At 36.8% G+C, this 16,557-nt stretch carries 19 protein-coding genes; 10 read left to right on the plus strand and 9 right to left on the minus strand.

Annotation, left to right across the window (positions count from 1 at the left end; genetic code table 11):
- Positions 1 to 89 precede the first annotated feature (89 nt).
- Both FB551_RS05465 and FB551_RS05470 read right to left on the minus strand, forming a co-directional pair.
- On the minus strand, positions 90 to 785 hold the full coding sequence (locus FB551_RS05465; RefSeq protein ID WP_047430790.1) for a LytR/AlgR family response regulator transcription factor: 696 nt from the start codon (positions 783 to 785) through the stop codon (positions 90 to 92).
- A gap of 54 nt (positions 786 to 839) precedes the next feature.
- Positions 840 to 1,313 carry a Dps family protein gene (locus FB551_RS05470; protein ID WP_047430786.1) on the minus strand — a complete coding sequence of 158 codons (474 nt, stop codon included), beginning with the start codon at positions 1,311 to 1,313 and terminating at the stop codon, positions 840 to 842.
- 264 nt (positions 1,314 to 1,577) lie between these two features.
- Here FB551_RS05470 and FB551_RS05475 point away from each other — a divergent pair, with 264 nt between their 5' ends.
- Positions 1,578 to 2,213, plus strand: a complete 636-nt coding sequence (locus FB551_RS05475) for a Crp/Fnr family transcriptional regulator (protein WP_047430780.1) — start codon at positions 1,578 to 1,580, stop codon at positions 2,211 to 2,213.
- 26 nt (positions 2,214 to 2,239) lie between these two features.
- Here FB551_RS05475 and FB551_RS05480 read toward each other — a convergent pair whose 3' ends face one another.
- The 5 genes from FB551_RS05480 to FB551_RS05500 are packed head-to-tail and all read right to left on the minus strand — an operon-like array spanning position 2,240 to position 7,750.
- Positions 2,240 to 3,085 carry a sugar phosphate isomerase/epimerase family protein gene (locus FB551_RS05480; protein WP_226798624.1) on the minus strand — a complete coding sequence of 282 codons (846 nt, stop codon included), beginning with the start codon at positions 3,083 to 3,085 and terminating at the stop codon, positions 2,240 to 2,242.
- A 17-nt stretch (positions 3,086 to 3,102) separates the two neighbouring features.
- Positions 3,103 to 4,512, minus strand: a complete 1,410-nt coding sequence (locus tag FB551_RS05485; protein ID WP_047430778.1) for a carbohydrate porin — start codon at positions 4,510 to 4,512, stop codon at positions 3,103 to 3,105.
- A gap of 5 nt (positions 4,513 to 4,517) precedes the next feature.
- Positions 4,518 to 5,762, minus strand: a complete 1,245-nt coding sequence (locus tag FB551_RS05490; protein WP_142015809.1) for a sugar MFS transporter — start codon at positions 5,760 to 5,762, stop codon at positions 4,518 to 4,520.
- Positions 5,763 to 5,774: 12 nt separating this feature from the next.
- Positions 5,775 to 6,689, minus strand: a complete 915-nt coding sequence (locus FB551_RS05495; protein WP_142015812.1) for a carbohydrate kinase family protein — start codon at positions 6,687 to 6,689, stop codon at positions 5,775 to 5,777.
- A 53-nt stretch (positions 6,690 to 6,742) separates the two neighbouring features.
- The gene (locus tag FB551_RS05500; RefSeq protein ID WP_142015815.1) at positions 6,743 to 7,750 is read right to left on the minus strand and encodes a LacI family DNA-binding transcriptional regulator; all 1,008 of its coding nucleotides are present in this window, start codon (positions 7,748 to 7,750) and stop codon (positions 6,743 to 6,745) included.
- 369 nt (positions 7,751 to 8,119) lie between these two features.
- Between FB551_RS05500 and FB551_RS23695 the strand changes: the two genes are divergently transcribed.
- The 3 genes from FB551_RS23695 to FB551_RS05510 all read left to right on the plus strand — a co-directional run bounded on the left by FB551_RS23695 (position 8,120) and on the right by FB551_RS05510 (position 9,685).
- Complete coding sequence (locus FB551_RS23695) at positions 8,120 to 8,290, plus strand: bacteriocin-like protein (protein WP_409993834.1); 171 nt, start codon at positions 8,120 to 8,122, stop codon at positions 8,288 to 8,290.
- A gap of 581 nt (positions 8,291 to 8,871) precedes the next feature.
- On the plus strand, positions 8,872 to 9,276 hold the full coding sequence (gene arr / locus FB551_RS23650; protein WP_374709944.1) for an NAD(+)--rifampin ADP-ribosyltransferase: 405 nt from the start codon (positions 8,872 to 8,874) through the stop codon (positions 9,274 to 9,276).
- Positions 9,277 to 9,499: 223 nt separating this feature from the next.
- Positions 9,500 to 9,685 (plus strand): bacteriocin-like protein, encoded by a 186-nt coding sequence (locus tag FB551_RS05510; RefSeq protein WP_047430765.1) that lies wholly within the window; start codon positions 9,500 to 9,502, stop codon positions 9,683 to 9,685.
- Between the two features lie 95 nt (positions 9,686 to 9,780).
- Here FB551_RS05510 and FB551_RS05515 read toward each other — a convergent pair whose 3' ends face one another.
- Positions 9,781 to 10,464, minus strand: a complete 684-nt coding sequence (locus FB551_RS05515; protein ID WP_142015820.1) for a hypothetical protein — start codon at positions 10,462 to 10,464, stop codon at positions 9,781 to 9,783.
- Between the two features lie 384 nt (positions 10,465 to 10,848).
- Here FB551_RS05515 and FB551_RS05520 point away from each other — a divergent pair, with 384 nt between their 5' ends.
- On the plus strand, positions 10,849 to 11,217 hold the full coding sequence (locus tag FB551_RS05520) for a hypothetical protein (protein WP_047430760.1): 369 nt from the start codon (positions 10,849 to 10,851) through the stop codon (positions 11,215 to 11,217).
- 39 nt (positions 11,218 to 11,256) lie between these two features.
- Here the strand turns inward: FB551_RS05520 and FB551_RS05525 are convergent, their stop codons facing one another.
- The gene (locus FB551_RS05525; RefSeq protein WP_047430758.1) at positions 11,257 to 11,895 is read right to left on the minus strand and encodes a hypothetical protein; all 639 of its coding nucleotides are present in this window, start codon (positions 11,893 to 11,895) and stop codon (positions 11,257 to 11,259) included.
- A gap of 154 nt (positions 11,896 to 12,049) precedes the next feature.
- On the opposite strand from FB551_RS05525, the gene FB551_RS05530 reads away from it, so the two are divergent.
- The 5 genes from FB551_RS05530 to FB551_RS05550 all read left to right on the plus strand — a co-directional run bounded on the left by FB551_RS05530 (position 12,050) and on the right by FB551_RS05550 (position 16,557).
- Complete coding sequence (locus FB551_RS05530) at positions 12,050 to 12,622, plus strand: C40 family peptidase (RefSeq protein ID WP_185150205.1); 573 nt, start codon at positions 12,050 to 12,052, stop codon at positions 12,620 to 12,622.
- Positions 12,623 to 12,915: 293 nt separating this feature from the next.
- Positions 12,916 to 13,527: a methyltransferase family protein gene (locus FB551_RS05535; protein ID WP_142015822.1), complete on the plus strand. Its 612-nt coding sequence runs from the start codon at positions 12,916 to 12,918 to the stop codon at positions 13,525 to 13,527.
- A gap of 83 nt (positions 13,528 to 13,610) precedes the next feature.
- On the plus strand, positions 13,611 to 14,423 hold the full coding sequence (locus FB551_RS05540) for a 2,3,4,5-tetrahydropyridine-2,6-dicarboxylate N-succinyltransferase (RefSeq protein ID WP_047430755.1): 813 nt from the start codon (positions 13,611 to 13,613) through the stop codon (positions 14,421 to 14,423).
- Positions 14,424 to 14,452: 29 nt separating this feature from the next.
- Entirely contained in the window at positions 14,453 to 15,622 is a 1,170-nt protein-coding gene (locus tag FB551_RS05545; RefSeq protein ID WP_047430753.1) for a glycosyltransferase family 87 protein, read from the plus strand.
- A gap of 5 nt (positions 15,623 to 15,627) precedes the next feature.
- Complete coding sequence (locus tag FB551_RS05550; RefSeq protein ID WP_047430751.1) at positions 15,628 to 16,557, plus strand: glycosyltransferase family 2 protein; 930 nt, start codon at positions 15,628 to 15,630, stop codon at positions 16,555 to 16,557.

Raw genomic sequence — 16,557 nt, forward strand, 5'->3', positions numbered from 1 at the left:
AATAAAATACAGGTAAAGGCTGACAAACCCTAAAACGCTCAGGGATTGAGATCAAAAAACGAAATCAAATTTCTGATGGGGAGTAACGGCTAAAAGACATTCATTCTAGTATTCAGTGCTTTCCTGTAGGCATCTGCTACAGGAATGAATTTACCGTTGATCATAATACCGCCGTCCTGAAGAGTATCAATTTTGCCTACAGAAACAATATAGGAACGGTGTACTCTTATAAAATGATCCTTTGGAAGACGTTCTTCAGCGGTTTTCATCTTACCGTGAATGGCAAACATTTTTTCTTTGGTGTAAAACTTTACATAATCACCCATAGCTTCCGCATAGAAAATGTCATCCAGCTTTAAACGCCTTGTAATATTGGAGTCCCTCACGAAAAGGAATTCATCTCTTGTTACTTCCACATTTTCTTTTCTGCTTTCAAGAATTGTCTGTGCCTTGCTTACTGCCTGCAGAAATCTGACCGGCATAATGGGTTTCAGAAGGTAATCTGAAATATTAAGATCAAATGCTTCCAGTGCATATTCCTTTTTTGAAGTAGTAAAAATGATGATAGTCTCTTTACCGGAAAGGGTTTTCGTGAGTTCAATTCCTGTCATTTCCGGCATTTCTATATCGAGAAATATCAGATCGACGGAATTGGACTGAAGATAATGATAAGCTTCTATAGCATTAGAAAACTCGCTGACAATGGAAAGATCCGGAATCTGTTTTGCGAGGTGTGCTAATGTTGTTCTTGCAATATCATTATCATCCACGATTAAGGCTTTCATAGGTATAGTTGTTTATGATTTACACAAAGATAATTATAACTTTTTTATTTTGTGTTATCTGAAATAGGAACGGATCATCCATGCCATTTCTTCATGGGTTTCCATCAGCCCTGTAATGAAATCACTGGTACCGTAGTCTTTATATTTTTCAGCAAATGGAGTGATATTTCCACGGAGAAATTCGATGATGCTTTCATGATCACTTAATAAATCTTTCATGTATCCCAGACCATCGTTTGTTCTTTCACTGTATTCTGTTAAATGAGTCAGTTCCAGATAGACTTTCATTGTTGCCGGTGCATAATGCCCGATTTTACGCATTCTTTCTGCAACGCTGTCAATAAGTTCATCCAGTTGTTTGTACTGTTCTTCAAAGAAAATGTGATGGGCATGGAAGTTATCTCCGGTTACATTCCAGTGGGCATTTCTTGTTTTGATGTAAAGGAGCGTTTCGTCGGCTAATAATTTTGCTAACTGCTCTGCAACGGCTTCCGTGTTTTTTTCTGTAATTCCGATTTTTGTTTTCATAATAATTAAGATTTTAGTTGAACATTATTGTTTTTTTCCTGATGTAAAGGTCTGTAATAACACAACAGAACTATGTCGAATTTCGATGAACGGGCAGAAAGACTCGTTGAATTGGTCTGCAAAATTCGTGGATATTACTACGCTGATATCTGAAATAGAAAAAACTTATCAGTATATTGTATCTGAAAAGCTCTTTAAAAATAAATTTGCATTCTTTTTTCACCTTTGAACATCAAATAACTAGTAAAAGCAATAAAATACTTTATGATAAATAACCAGTTTATTACTGAAAAGTTTGGATTTCTCGGCTCAGAATTTATCCGTGAACTTGAAAAATGCAGCGTGATCACCGATATAAAATCTAAAACGGAGATCGTAAGCCCGGGACAGAGAATTCATTATGTGCCTATTCTGATCAAAGGTTCTGTAAAAGTATTTACGCTTAATGAAGGAAGAGAACTTTTATACTATTATATGAAACCGGGTGAAAGCTGTATCATGACTTTTGCTTCCATATTTAAAAACTGTATAAGTTCTGTATATGCTTATGCCGAAGAATCATCCAAAGCACTGTTGATTCCTGTTTCCAGCCTGCTTAAGCTGATGAACAGTTTTCCGGGGATGAATAATTTTTTCTACAATGAATACGACGGCCGTTTTACTGCGTTGATGAACATGGTAAATGATGCTGTTTTTCATAAGCTGGATACCAGGGTGCTTAATTATATCAGTCAACGTGCTGTGGTCACCGGATATAATCCTGTAAAAATTACCCATAAAGATATTGCATCAGCTTTGGGAACATCCAGAGAAGTGATAAGCCGTGTTCTTAAAAAGCTAGTTAACGAAGGGAAGATTATCCAACACAAAACGGCTATTGAAATAATAGCCGAGGAATAGGGTAATGGATCATCATTGAATAGGGATTAGCTTTTTAAATGCTTCCTTAAAAAAGCAAGGCTTCCTTCAGCTAGTGTTTGAGCATCATAAGGTGATTTCTGCCATAATGAAACCTTTTCCTGCATTCCGGGAATTGAGGAGCTGAAATTTTCAAGAACCAGATTCCCTTCAAAATTGATTTTTTTCAATGCCGAGAAGAATTCCTCCCAATTGATAGTTCCTTCTCCCAGCATACCCCGGTGGGATTCTGTAACATGAATGTGCTTCAGCATCTTTCCGGAATTGATGATCGGGTCATAAAAATTATTTTCCTCAATATTCATATGGAAGGTGTCAAGGTGAAGGAAGAGATTATTTCTGCCCGTTTTTTTAATAAGCTGCAGGACATTTTCTGCAGTATTACAGACGTAAGATTCATACCGGTTAATAGGCTCTATAGCAATATCTATACTTTTAGTTTGGGCGTAATCTGCCACATTGCACCATACTTCAGCGATGATTCCTTTTTCGCTTTCTGTGAGTGGTTTTCCGGTAAACACGCCGATTCCACTGTGTAAAACTCCTGCCAGCAGGTTGGTTTCCAGTTCATCAACTTTATCAATTGCTTTTTTGATAAGCTTTTCCGCGGCTTCCGGATAAAATGCAATATGAGCGTCTTTGGGAAGATTTAGTGAACAGACAGCTTCAAGGTGATTATCTTTCAGCTGTTTTTTTACGGTATTTGCATCAAAATCCATTGATCCGGGCAGCAGTATTTCAATCAGATCAAATCCGGCCTGTGCTGTTTTTTCTATCGCATATTTTCCCGATTCTGCATTCCATAACGGAGTCATCCAGGAGAGTAGGGAAGTTCCCAATTTTATATTCATCATATTTTCTTTATTTTAATTTAAAAAATCCACCATTCTGTTCGTATTCCGAAATAGGTCCCGAATCTTTTCGCTCCTGACTGCTGTAAAAACGGTGAATATAGACTGTTCATAGCCTCATCATTATATCTTGATACTTCTGCAATAAAACGGATGTGAGGTCTTGCCCAGACACTTCTTTCCGCAGTAGGAACAATGGTGGGAGCCAGAACAAGTTTCATCATCGAGGCGGCATCCTGGGTTCCGTTTTTTCGGGTTGCATAGTGAAACTCGGAGAGAATATGGAACCAGTTGTTACAATAATAAGTGGCTCTGATTCCGGTATTAAATTCTGTTTTCCTGTTGAAAATTTCACGGTTGTAATAGTCCGGAGCTTTATCAATACTGGTGGATCCTCCCTTACTTTTGGTAAAAACGGCATAAGGATTAAGCGACCAGCGGTGGGAGATATTCCAGAGGAAATGTTCAACAACCGTAAAAGAGTAAGCCCCTTTATATGTTTTTGTGGTCTCATCAGGAGCTCCATAGGTGCGCCAGGTCTGTGTATTTCCATTATCGCCGCCATTGGCAATTCCTGTTCCGTACCTTACAGAGAACTGATTGAATGAGCCCGGAATGGTTGTTGCCATATCTGTATTTAATTTAGCTCCAAAAACCCAGCCCTGATCCGACGGATACTGTTCTACGGAGTTTTCCCCTGATCTTTCTACATGATGAAATTCTGCCAGTAATTTCAGCTTGTGTTTCGTATTTTTAAATGGCAGCGTCTGTTCCAGAACAAATACCTCTCTTTGCCTGTAGATAAGGTTTTTTGATCCGCTGATCACATTGGTATAAGAGTAGGGAGTGGAGTTGCTGGCCGCAGTGTCAATAGCTGCCGGGAAAAACATTGAAAACCTGGTGTTTTTATGCCGCAGTCCCCAGCCGGTTGCCGAATGGTCATCAAAATAAAAGTAATCCGCAATGTGAATATCATCGTATCTCAGCCATCTTGATCCTGCCCAGACATCCCAGTCACTTCCCATAATGTTCCGGGCTTCTACAAATGCTTCCGGCAAGGCAATAATCATCCCCTGATTGGATTTTGAATCTACATTTCCCAGAAAAGTTCCTCCTGAATAAAAGCTTAGCCTCGCCTGCATATCGATCTTGGTACTTTTTACACTGTCACCGTTTACTACAGGGCTAAAATGGAAGGCCGGCAGGAAATCTACATAATCTCCCTGATCCATTCTGCCGCCTAAAGATCCCTGATTATTCAGATTCAGTTGCCTTCCTGTCTTTCCATCGGCATTCGGGGAATAACCTGCTCCGATTCTCCCGGTTGTGCCAAAGGAAAATTTCTTGTTGGTTATTGTGATCTGGGCATTAATTCCCCTGCTGGCGCATATCAGTAAAATGCACCAGGCTAATAAAAGCTTTGTTTTCATAGGAATTATTTAAAGGTTTTAGGCTTGTAGAATTTTAATGCAAATAATAAAATCACCACATAGCAGAGAATAGGAAGGAGATAGGCGTGGGCAATATCTTTTTCTGCAATTCTGCCCATGATCGGAGGGAAAACAGCTCCTCCAAACATTGCCATAACCAGGAATGATGAAGCCTGCTGAACTTTTGAACCTAATCTTTTAAGTCCGAGACTGAAAATGGTAGGGTACATTACACTCAGAAACAGGTTGAGCAAAATCAGACTGACAAATGATACCCATCCTAAACTTTGGGAAATAATCAGGCACAGAACAATATTGCACATGGTAAAGATAGCCAGCAGTTTGTTGGGAGCGATAAACCTCATCAGGAACGTTCCGATAAATCTTCCGATCATCATCATTGCCATACTTAAAGAAAAATAATAGGAAGCCTGTATCTCCGGAAGGTGCATTTTTTCAACACCATAATTGATAAAATAAGCCCACGTTCCACCTTGTGCAGCAATATTGAAAAACTGGGCAATGACTGCAAATATAAAGTGTCTCTGCTTATAGAGGGGAGCATGTGGATCTGATACAGCCAGATCATCTCCTTTCTCATTTTCCGAAATGAGTATATCTTCCGCATGAGGGTCTTTCAGATCAGGAACTCGTATAAAGCTGAAAATAATGGTAATCGCGAGAATGACAATACCAATCCATGTATAAAGATTTTTTACAGAATCCAGAGATCCTGTTCCGGAATCAGGCGCTCCGAAAATGAAATATCCTCCCAGCAAAGGACCAATAATAGCTCCCAGACCGTTAAAAGACTGGGCAAAATTAACCCTCTGATCACTGGTTCTTTCATCCCCCAAAGCAGCTACAAAAGGGTGGGCTACCGTTTCAAGGGTTGCCATTCCCATTGCCAGAACAAATAGCGCCAACCTGAAAAATTCAAATGAAGAAGTATTAGCTGCAGGAATAAACAAAAAAGATCCCAGTGCAAACAATGAAAGTCCCAGAATAACACCCAATTTATAACCGAATTTTTTCATAAACAGACCTGCCGGAATGCCCATCAATGCATAAGCCCCAAAAATGGAAAGCTGTACCAGCCCTGATTTGGATTTAGAAATGTGAAGGACATTCTGGAAATGCTTGTTCAGGACATCTCCCATGGTAAGGGCAATGGCCCAGAAAAAGAATAGAGAGGTAACAAAAGAAAGGATGACATAGTATTTCTTATCTGTAAATTTTGGAGTATTCATATCGTAGGTTTTTTAAGAGGTTTTACAGCTATTCTTTTCTCTGAATGCCTTGAATTCTTCATAGGTGTAATCCGGGCATGCTCCCGATTTCGAAGTGATAAAAGCACCCAGTGAAGTTGCCTGTTTCATGATCTCTTCCGGAGATCTTCCCTGAATTCTTTTAGACATGAAACCGGCCAGAAAAGAATCGCCACTTCCCACAGTATCTGCAATTTCAATTTGAACTGCGGAGAAATTATAAACGGTACCTCCCACAAAATACCGGGCACCTTTACTTCCCTTGGTCAGCACAATTTCATTGAGGTTAAAATAAGCCTGAAGATGTCTGATACTTGTATCTTCATCAATATATTCTTCACCCAGATATTCCAGAATTGTTCTGAGCTCCGCTTTATTCATTTTAACAAGATCAGCTTTATGCAATAACTTTTTAATAAACTCAAAATCAATAAAAGGAGGCCGGAAATTAACATCAAAAACCCTGAATTTTGAATGTTCCAAAAGTTCGAGCAGTGTATTCCGGGACATTTCATTTCTTGTGATCAGACTTCCGAAAACAAATGCTTCAGAATTCTGAATCAGTTCTTTATGTTCCGGCAGTGGCTGAATATAGTCCCAGGCAACTTCCTCAACAATGTCATATGAAGCCTCTCCATGCTCATCAAAATCTGCAATTACTGTCCCTGTAGCCTTTTCAGCATCTACCTGTATGGAGGCTGTCGTTATTCCCCAGTCCTGAATCTGATTAAGAAGGCGGTGTCCTAATTCATCATTTCCTATACGGCTGAGCATTCTGGTATCGATTCCCATTTTAAAAAGATTGTAGGCAACATTAAATGGTGCACCACCAGCTCTGGATCCTGTAGGGAAAATGTCCCACAGAACCTCTCCAAAACATACAACATGGCTTAAATTATTTTTTATCATAATAGGTTAAACGTTTAAGTTAATGTATAAAAAAATGTATTTTGTTTAATTACTTATTTAAAAGATGCTTTGGCAATAAGTTTTGCAGATAATGTTACCCTTTTCTCCGTTGCCGTATAATTATTGATTTGTCCGTCCAATAGCTTAATAGCCTCCTCAGCCATCGCTTCAATAGGCTGTTGGATATAGGTGATTTCTGTAGGGAAAAGGTGATAGGTTTCCGTTTCATCAAATGCTATTACAGATACCTGCTCCGGAACTTTTATATTATTTTTAACCAGATAGGAAAGTCCCGCGACTGCAAGTTTATTACTTGAAAAATAAAGTGCTGTATTTTCAGGACTTTTCCCTAATGTATTTTCAAGCTGAGAATGTACTTCCTCAGCAATATTTTCCAATCCTACCAGAATATGGCGTATTTCAACTGTTTTTTTGGAAGCGTGTACCGCTTTTTCAAAGCCATGCTGGCGATCCAGAAGGTGTGGAAGCTCAGTTTCATAGCCTATATAGATTATTTTGTCAAAGTTCTTATTAAGAAGTAAGCTGGTCGTATTCTCTGCTATTTCCTGATTGTTAATCGTAATACCAGGGACGGTTACCCCTTTAAGATATCTGTCAATTGTTACAACAGGATATTTAATATGCATAAGGTTTTCAAGAGTCTTTTCTGACCCTGCTACAGGAGCAACGATCATTCCGTCCACCTGCTGCTGTGAGAAAAGCTCAGTAAGTTTTTTGAACTTTTCTGCATTCTCGTCTGAGCTGCCAATGATAAGAGTATAGCCTAATTTTAAGGCTTTATCTTCAAGATTTCTTGCCATAAGAGAATAGAACTCATTGGAAATATCTGCAACAATAAGTCCCAGAAGCTTTGTTTTGTTAGTTTTAAGGCTTTTAGCGATCTTATTAGGAGTGTAGTTAATCGTTTCAGCAATTTCAAAAATTTTTTTCCGGGTCTCTTCGCTAATGCGCTGTCCTTCCTTTCTGTTGAGAACATACGATACTGTGGCCACGGAAACTCCTGCCAGCTTAGCAATATCTTTTATAGATGACCTTTTCATTTATTTTTTAAAAGACAAAAATATTTCATAAAATAGTAAAAAAACAATAGTCTAATTTATTTGGTAGTTAAATAAAATGGTGTAATTTGGCGATTTTTTTTAATTTATTTAAGTTATTGAATTTTAGTTATTTACATTTTGTTGATTGGTGTAAATATTAACCGTTTGTTAAATTATCATGCAGTAATTATTAATTTTGGTTAAACGTTTATTCTTTGAATTTTTAAAATTTCATCTAATTTTTATTTTCTGGAGCACTGAACACCAATTGTAAAGAAAAACGTACAGGTATTTTGTAATTAGTTTTATTTGGTTATATTTGAAATAAGTACTTTATGTACTAAAAAACTAACATATTAATAAACAACTATGAAAAATTTAAAGAAAATTACAAGAGATCAAATGAAAAATGTTCAGGGAGCAGGGACTCCAATTACATGTCCTGCAAAGTACTATCTTAAATGCGAATCTATCTACGTTTGTGATCCTGACCAGGGTATTTATGATTGTGTTTGCTCTTGCGTACCTATCGGATCTTAATAAAAATGTTTACATAAAAAATCAAGCCTTCTCTTTGAGAGGGCTTTTTTGCTATAATCCTTCAGACAAATAGTTTTTTGATTAAAGAATAAGAGTTTCTGCGTTTTTCCAGTTATCCCCTAGAACTCATTCATAGTAATGATATTTGAATTTGCAGTAAAAATCAATTATTTACATTTATCTACCTCTTTTTCAATCCAAGAATTCCAACAGAATAAACTAGATTTGGAAAAAAATAAAACATGGAATTTTCCCCTTTTAATCCTGTGATTAAGTTTTGTCTCCAAGGAATGGGCTTTGAAGACAAAGGAATGCCTGATGAAGCAGCTCAGTTATTTTTGAAAGCCTGGCAGGAAGCTTCGGATGATCATGAAAAGTTTCTGGCAGCTTTTTATCTGTCACGTCATCAGAAAACAGTTGCCGATCGGTTAAAATGGCTTGAAACTTCGTTAGAGTTTGCTTTAAAAATGAATGATGATACCGTTAAAAGTGCCTTACCTTCTCTTTATAGGAATATTTCAATATGCTATGATGATCTGGGAGATACAGAGAAATCAAAAAAAAATGCTGAATTATCGGTTTTGCTTCAAAGCCATCCGTCTGATAAAGGTCCTTTTTACCACGGTACAAAAGCCGACTTACAGATTGGAGATCTGTTAACAGCAGGCGGAAATTCTAATTACAAATCTGAGTTTACAATGAATCATATCTACTTTACCGCTTTAACCAATGGGGCAGGCCTTGCTGCTGCACTGGCCAAAGGCGATGGGGCAGAGCGTGTATATATTGTAGAGCCCACAGGTAATTTTGAAAATGATCCCAACGTAACAGATAAGAAGTTTCCGGGAAATCCAACCCGCTCTTACCGATCCGAAATGCCTCTGAAAATTATCGGAGAAATCACAGAATGGAACAAGCCAACTCCTGAAGACCTTCAGAAATTTCGTGAAAAACTGGAAAATAGTAACGGAGATATCATCAATTAATCATAAATCATATAAATTTTGGAAAAAAGCGGGTTATGATTACACTCATAAAAGCCGGAATGAATATTTCATACATTTGGGATAAGTTTTTCATTCATCCAATAATAGTTTTGAGCCTCTTTTTTAGAGGCTTTTCGTGTAAAAAGTTAAATTTTTCACAAATTAAATCGCTCTTTAATGAATATTCTTATATTTGAAATGAATTAAAACATTTTTTAAAACCATGAAAAATTTAAAGAAAATCTCGAGAGAAGAATTAAAAGCAGTTAAAGGAGCAGGACCTAATGTTCCACAATGTCCTCCAGGTGCTTTATGGAGATGTGAAGCCATCGGAGTTTGTTCAGAAGAATTTGATCAGTGGGACTGCCTTTGTGGTTGCTATCCTGTAACGCTTCCTTTTCCAAGATAAAACAAAGCCCTCTTTTTCAGAGGGTTTTTCATTTTTAATAAAAAACAGCCACAATGAAATATTGTGGCTGCCTTTTTGAAATCAAATATCGACTATTATAAAGATCTGGAGCGGGCAATATTAATAAGGTACACAAGGTGTGCGTACATGCTTCGCTTTACAGACTCTACTTTTATATCTCCGGTTGCCTGGTTAATGGTCGTTACCAGATCCGTATTACATTGGCCGGCAAAATTTCCACTTCCCAGATAGTTCACGGTATTGGTACTGGGATAAGAAATTCTGGGATAGTCAGGAGCTGTCTGATTGGCAACGGGAGTTGCGCCTGCAAATCCTTTGTTATCAACATATCGTGCTGTCCAGGTTCCTAAAAACTGTCCATTCCCGGTATTAATTCCTTGTCCCACAATAATCTGAGTATCTACAGGATTGCTGAAACCTGTACAAGAGGAGTAATGGTTTACAGAAACGGTACAGGAAGAAGCATTATCACCTGGTTGAAAGCATTTTCCTTCGTATATAGTGGACCTTTGTTCACTGGAAGAGGTTGAAGTGTTCAGTATAGCTTTTGGAGCAAAAATTTCTTCTGGGGAAATAAGAGTTAAAACCCCTTGTGCATCCGCCGCAACAATTTTTTTTTCAGCATTTGAAAGCCCTCTTACCCTTACAAGACCATTAACATCCAAAGTATGACTCGGAGTGGCGGTGTTAATCCCAACCTGTGCTGTTGAAGTGCCACAAATAGCAAGTGCTGCCAAAAATAATGTTTTTGTTTTCATGTGATTTTTTGAAAAAGATTAAATTTTTCACTAAGGTAAGAAATATCTTTAAAATAGAATGCAAATGGCCTGAAATGTAATATAAACTAATTGTAAATGAATATTAAACATATTAATATCAAGCTTAATGTTCATTTTTTTAAATAAGTCAAATTTTATACAGACAGTATTTGTTTGAAAAATATTTGTATTTTAGCCGAAATATATTGTTTTTTAATAAACATATTGGGTGCTAATTAAAATTCAGATAATTTGAATGAAAAAATTAGTAGATTTGCACGGAACAAAAAATAATAAATATTAAGCAATATTCTCTGTAACTGGATTTTTAGGAGGAAAGTATAAGAGAATAACAGGATTTTAGGTTATTAAACTACTGAAACTATGAAGAAACTTTTTTTACTTTTATTAACGGCATTTTTATTTATCGGTTGCAGCTCTGATGATGATACTATTTATGATTATGTAGGAACATGGTCTGGTTCTTATGAAGGAGCAGATAAAGGAGTCTGGAACTTTGTGGTAGATGAGAGTGGTAAAGTGGTAGGAACAATGCATTCCGATGTTAATAATGAAAACTATAGCATTACCGGAAATCTGAGTGAGACCGGAGATCTTACCGCCCGAGTAGGACTTCCTTCGCAAGGAGATTTCAGAGGAACGTTAACGACAGAGAAAAAAGGAAACGGAAACTGGTCCAACTCACTTCCAACACCTGCAGTATCAGGAAGCTGGAAAGGAGAAAAGAAATAAAACAAGAAAGTCTGCAGAATCTACTGCAGACTTTTTTATTTAAACAAATCCCATATGGGTAATCTTATCATTTTCATTTTTTAACACTACAAAATAGAGCAGAAGATCATCATCAGAAAAGTGCTTTTTAAAAGACTTCTCTTGTTGTTGATTCCAACGGACTGTTTCTTCATTATTTTCTATACTAAAATTCTCAGAATCTAATTTTAAAGTTAAAATCATGGCATGATCTGAGGTACAAAGATCATTTTTATACAGAACATGATTTTTCATTCTTATCGAATCAGAAACCTTATTAACTGTACCTAATTGAAATTCTCTCAGAAATCGTCTTCCTTCTTCAGTCTTTAAACCATTTTCAACCGTTCGTTTTCCTCTTTCTGAAATTGTATCTAAATCTTTAATCATCGTCATCACCTTTGCAAACTTCTGGTAGAGGAGGGGATCACCTGCTTCTTTACTATATATTTCCAGGCTTTTCCGGATCGTCTTTCCTATTTTGGAACAATGCCCGAATTCAGAACTGTTCTGTCTGACTTTCTCGTAGGAAGGATTTTTTTTAAACGCAGCTTTATTGAACCCGCTCTTCTTCCGAACCACATTCTTGCCGTTCAGCGTATAAAATACCAGATCGCCCACTGTTCCTGTGATCTTGATTATACTTTCATAGGTTGCCATATCTTCAAAATAGAAACCAAATATACCAATAAATATTGATAATCAAAATTTTAACATATATTTATCATATAGTTGTAGTATAGTTATATTATAATTAAAATATAAAATGTATATTTGCCGTGTGTTTTGTTAATTAATTATAAATCAGAAGAGTATGGGAACGGAATTATTTCAGCAAAAAATGAATATCAAGCAGATGGTTGTGGTTATAGTGGCCTCTGTTTTCATAGTTTCCTGCGGTTCCTCAAAAAGTGTTTCCGCCAGTAAAAAATCAAATACAAAGAATGTAGCGAAAGTTGAAAATCTTCGGAAACTGGATTCAAAATTTAATGGTAGTGTTTCCAGATCTATCAGTGATATTCTGAAAGATGCAGAAAAATATATCGGGACACCCTATAAATTCGGGGGAAATACTTCTTCAGGATTCGATTGTTCAGGATTTACCGTAAAAGTCTTTGAGGAAAATGATTTTAGCCTTCCAAGAAGATCTTCTGATCAGGCTGATGCCGGAAAGAATATTGATATAAGAGACGTAAAACCGGGTGATCTGTTATTTTTTGCTACAGCTGGAGGAAGCAGAGTTTCTCACGTGGGAATCGTTCATGATATTGGTCCTGACGGAGAAGTGAAATTCATTCATGCTTCTACCTCAAAAGGCGTGATCATCTCATCCCTGAACGAAAAGTACTGGAATAAGGCTTATCTGCATGCCCAACGAGTGCTGTAAACCTTTAAAACGCATTAAATTAATATTTTGTCTGCAAGGAAGAGATGAAATTCAATAGGAATAGGCTTTAGCCCGTTCAATAAAAAAATGAAACATTCAATTGGCTTTAGCCAAAACTTAAATAATTATACTTTTAAACCACCCCGTCAAAAATTCTTTGAATTTTCGCCACCCCTCCGGTGGAGGAGAATTCTAGATTTCCAATTTAAAATTTCTGAAATCCCAATAAAAGCTGTGTCATTGCAATAGTATTGCATCGCTAAACTCCGGTAATTTGCTCAAAACTATTATCAATGACAGACTTTATCAGATTCTTTGTTCCTTTATATTTTATTCTTTTTTTTCTCATTTCATTTGTTGGGATCAGTTACAAAGTAGCAAAACAGATTGGGAAAAATCCTAATGTCCTTCCTAAGGATGATTCTGCTTATGGACTTGTAGGGTTTTATTTTAAGTTGATGTTGTTTGCTCTGTTTATATATACCATACTTATTTTAATTTTTCCGAAAGACATTTTTTCTGCTTTTAAAATTATATTTCTGGAGCATGATCTTTTTCAATACATCGGATTAGGTTTAATGATTATTGCTTTGATCTGGGTGATTATAGCGCAATTTCAAATGAAAAACTCATGGCGGATTGGTATTGACAACACAATGAAAACAGATCTGATAACCCACGGATTATTCAGATTTTCCAGAAATCCTATATTCCTGGGAATGACGGTAAGTCTTGTTGGTTTTTTTCTTGTTGTCCCAACGGTAATTGCTCTGACTTTCCTTTTGATTGGAAGTATTTTGATGCAGATCCAGATTCGGCTTGAAGAGGAATATTTAATAAAAGAACACGGACAAATTTACCTTGCCTATAAAAATAGGGTTAAGCGTATGCTGAGCCGTTATTAAAAGCACAACGTTAAAAGCCGTTTTGCTGAACTTTTTTGTATCTTTGGGCAGTATAATTTTTCAAACTAATTTAAATAAGAAACATGTCATTACAACAAACTATTGAAAATATCTGGGACAACAGAGAATTATTGCAGAATGAAGACAGCCAGAAGGCGATCAGAGAAGTTATTTCTTTAGTTGATAAAGGTGAACTTCGTACTGCGGAACCTACAGAAAACGGATGGCAGGTAAATGAATGGGTGAAAAAAGCTGTAGTAATGTATTTTCCGATCCAGAAAATGGAAACTATTGAAGTAGGCCCGTTTGAATTTCATGATAAAATGCCTTTGAAGAGAGGTTATGCTGAAAAAGGGGTGAGAGTTGTACCACATGCAGTAGCGAGAGAAGGTGCTTACATTGCTCCGGGAGTAATTATGATGCCGTCTTACGTAAATATTGGTGCTTATGTAGATTCAGGGACAATGGTAGATACTTGGGCGACTGTAGGAAGCTGTGCACAGATCGGTAAAAACGTTCACCTGAGTGGCGGTGTTGGTATCGGTGGTGTATTGGAGCCTTTACAAGCTGCTCCGGTAATTATTGAAGATGACTGCTTTATCGGTTCAAGATGTATTGTTGTAGAAGGAGTTCACGTAGAAAAAGAAGCCGTATTGGGTGCCAACGTAGTATTGACCGCTTCTACAAAAATTATCGATGTTACAGGAGATACGCCGATTGAAATCAAAGGAAGAGTTCCTGCACGTTCAGTAGTAATCCCTGGAAGCTATACAAAACAGTATCCAGCAGGAGAATATCAGGTTCCATGTGCTTTGATCATCGGTCAGAGAAAAGAATCTACAGACAAGAAAACATCTCTGAATGATGCTTTAAGAGAGAATAATGTAGCTGTTTAAGATTAATATTTTAATCTAATACCACAATCTTGAAAGAAAAATTCCTTAAAATACTATTAAACCCTAAATATATATTTGGGGTTTATCTTATTATATCCGTTGTTACGGCAATTTCCAAATACCTGAGAGGAGATTATGCGATTAATAATTATCTGATTTTTAAAAATGTATTCTTTAATACCATTCATCAGAAAAACTTATTTATCCATTATCCCGATCTTTATTTTGATCTGAACCATTATGGTGTATTTTTCAGTGCATTGATTGCACCGTTTGCCATGATGCCGGACTGGTTGGGAATTTCCCTTTGGAATATTGCCAATACTTTCATCTTTATCTACGGTATTTATAAACTGCCATTTTCAGACAGCAAGAAAGCCATTTTCGGACTGCTTTGTCTTCAGGAATACATTACAGCGGCTTTAAGCCTGCAGTTCAACGTAGCACTGACAGGACTTTTGCTATTGTCTGCAGTATATATTTACGAAAGAAAAGAAGTAAAATCTGTAACAGCAATTTTAATTGGGATATTTGTGAAAATCTACGGAATAGTAGGTTTGACGCAGTTTTTCTTTATTAAAAACAAAACTAAATTTATTCTTTCAGGAATTGGCATTGCTATATTGTTTTTCGTGCTTCCAATGGCCTATTCAAGTCCGCAGTTTGTGATTCAGTGCTACACGGATTGGTTTCAGTCTATTGTAGAAAAGAATAATGAAAACCAGGTTCTTGGAAACATGCAGGATATCTCTTTAATGGGCTTTGTAAGAAGAGTTCTGGGAGACGCATCCATTTCTAATCTTGTATTTTTAGCCGGAGGATTGCCACTTTTTGCTTTACCGTACATCAGAATAAAGCAATATAAGCATTATGCTTTCCAATTGATGATTCTGGCTTCAACACTACTGTTTTTGGTATTGTTCAGTTCCAGTTCAGAATCTCCCACGTATATTATTGCGGTGGTAGGAGTATTGATATGGTTTTTCCTTCAGAAAGAAAGAACGCCGCTCATTATAGGTTTGTTGGTTTTTGTCATTATTTTCACATGTTTCTCGACCTCGGATCTGTTCCCGAAATTTGTAAAAGAGAATTATATTATTAAATATTCATTAAAAGCTGTACCTTGTATTGTGATCTGGTTGAGAGTAACTTATGAACTTCTGACTAAAGATTTTGAGAAAAATTACAGCCTGAATTAATACATATGAAGAAAATTTCAATTGTAATTCCTGCCTATAACGAAGAGGGAAATGTCGCTATGATCCATCAGAAAATCAAAGAAGTTTTTGATGGTTTGCACAACTATGATTTTGAAATCATATTTGTAAATGACGGAAGCCGAGACAATACTCAACAAAAATTAGAAGAACTTGCCAGTCAGTATGATGAAGTGAAATTTATCGAATTTTCCCGTAATTTCGGCCACCAGCCGGCTGTAAAAGCAGGAATGGACAGTGCCCACGGAAATGCAGTCATTTCTATGGATGGCGATCTTCAGCATCCGCCTGAGCTTATTCCTGAGATGATTCAGAAATGGGAAGAAGGGTATGATGTAGTTTTTACTTTCAGAACGTATCCTAAAGAGATTTCTTTTTTTAAAAGAAAAACATCAGACTTATTTTACAAACTTTTATCGAGCTTGTCAGATGTTAACTTAACGAAGGGCGGCGGCTCAGATTTCAGACTGTTGGATGCAAGCGCTGTTGAAGTCATGAGGAATTTTAATGAAGACGACCTTTTCCTCAGAGGATTAACGAGTTGGATGGGTTTCAAACAAACGGGAATCGACTTTACTGCAGCAGAAAGACTCTCAGGAAAAAGCAGTTACAACCTTAAAAAGATGTTTACTTTTGCCTTTACGGGAATTACCGCTTTCAGTGTGAAACCTCTTTATCTGGCTGCTTATCTGGGATTTTTATTCTCGGCACTTTCAGTCATTGGATATGGAGCATACGTCATTCATTCATTTATCGCCAAAACGGAGATTTCCGGCTGGGCCTCATTGATTATGACAATTGTTTTCTTCGGAGGACTTCAGTTAATCATCCTCGGAATTATGGGGATTTATTTAGGCAAAATATTTAAACAGGTGAAAGACAGACCTAATTATATTATTAAAAACAAAAATTTTTAA

This window comes from Chryseobacterium aquifrigidense (genome assembly GCF_006716485.1).
In the GTDB taxonomy this organism is placed as follows: domain Bacteria; phylum Bacteroidota; class Bacteroidia; order Flavobacteriales; family Weeksellaceae; genus Chryseobacterium; species Chryseobacterium vietnamense.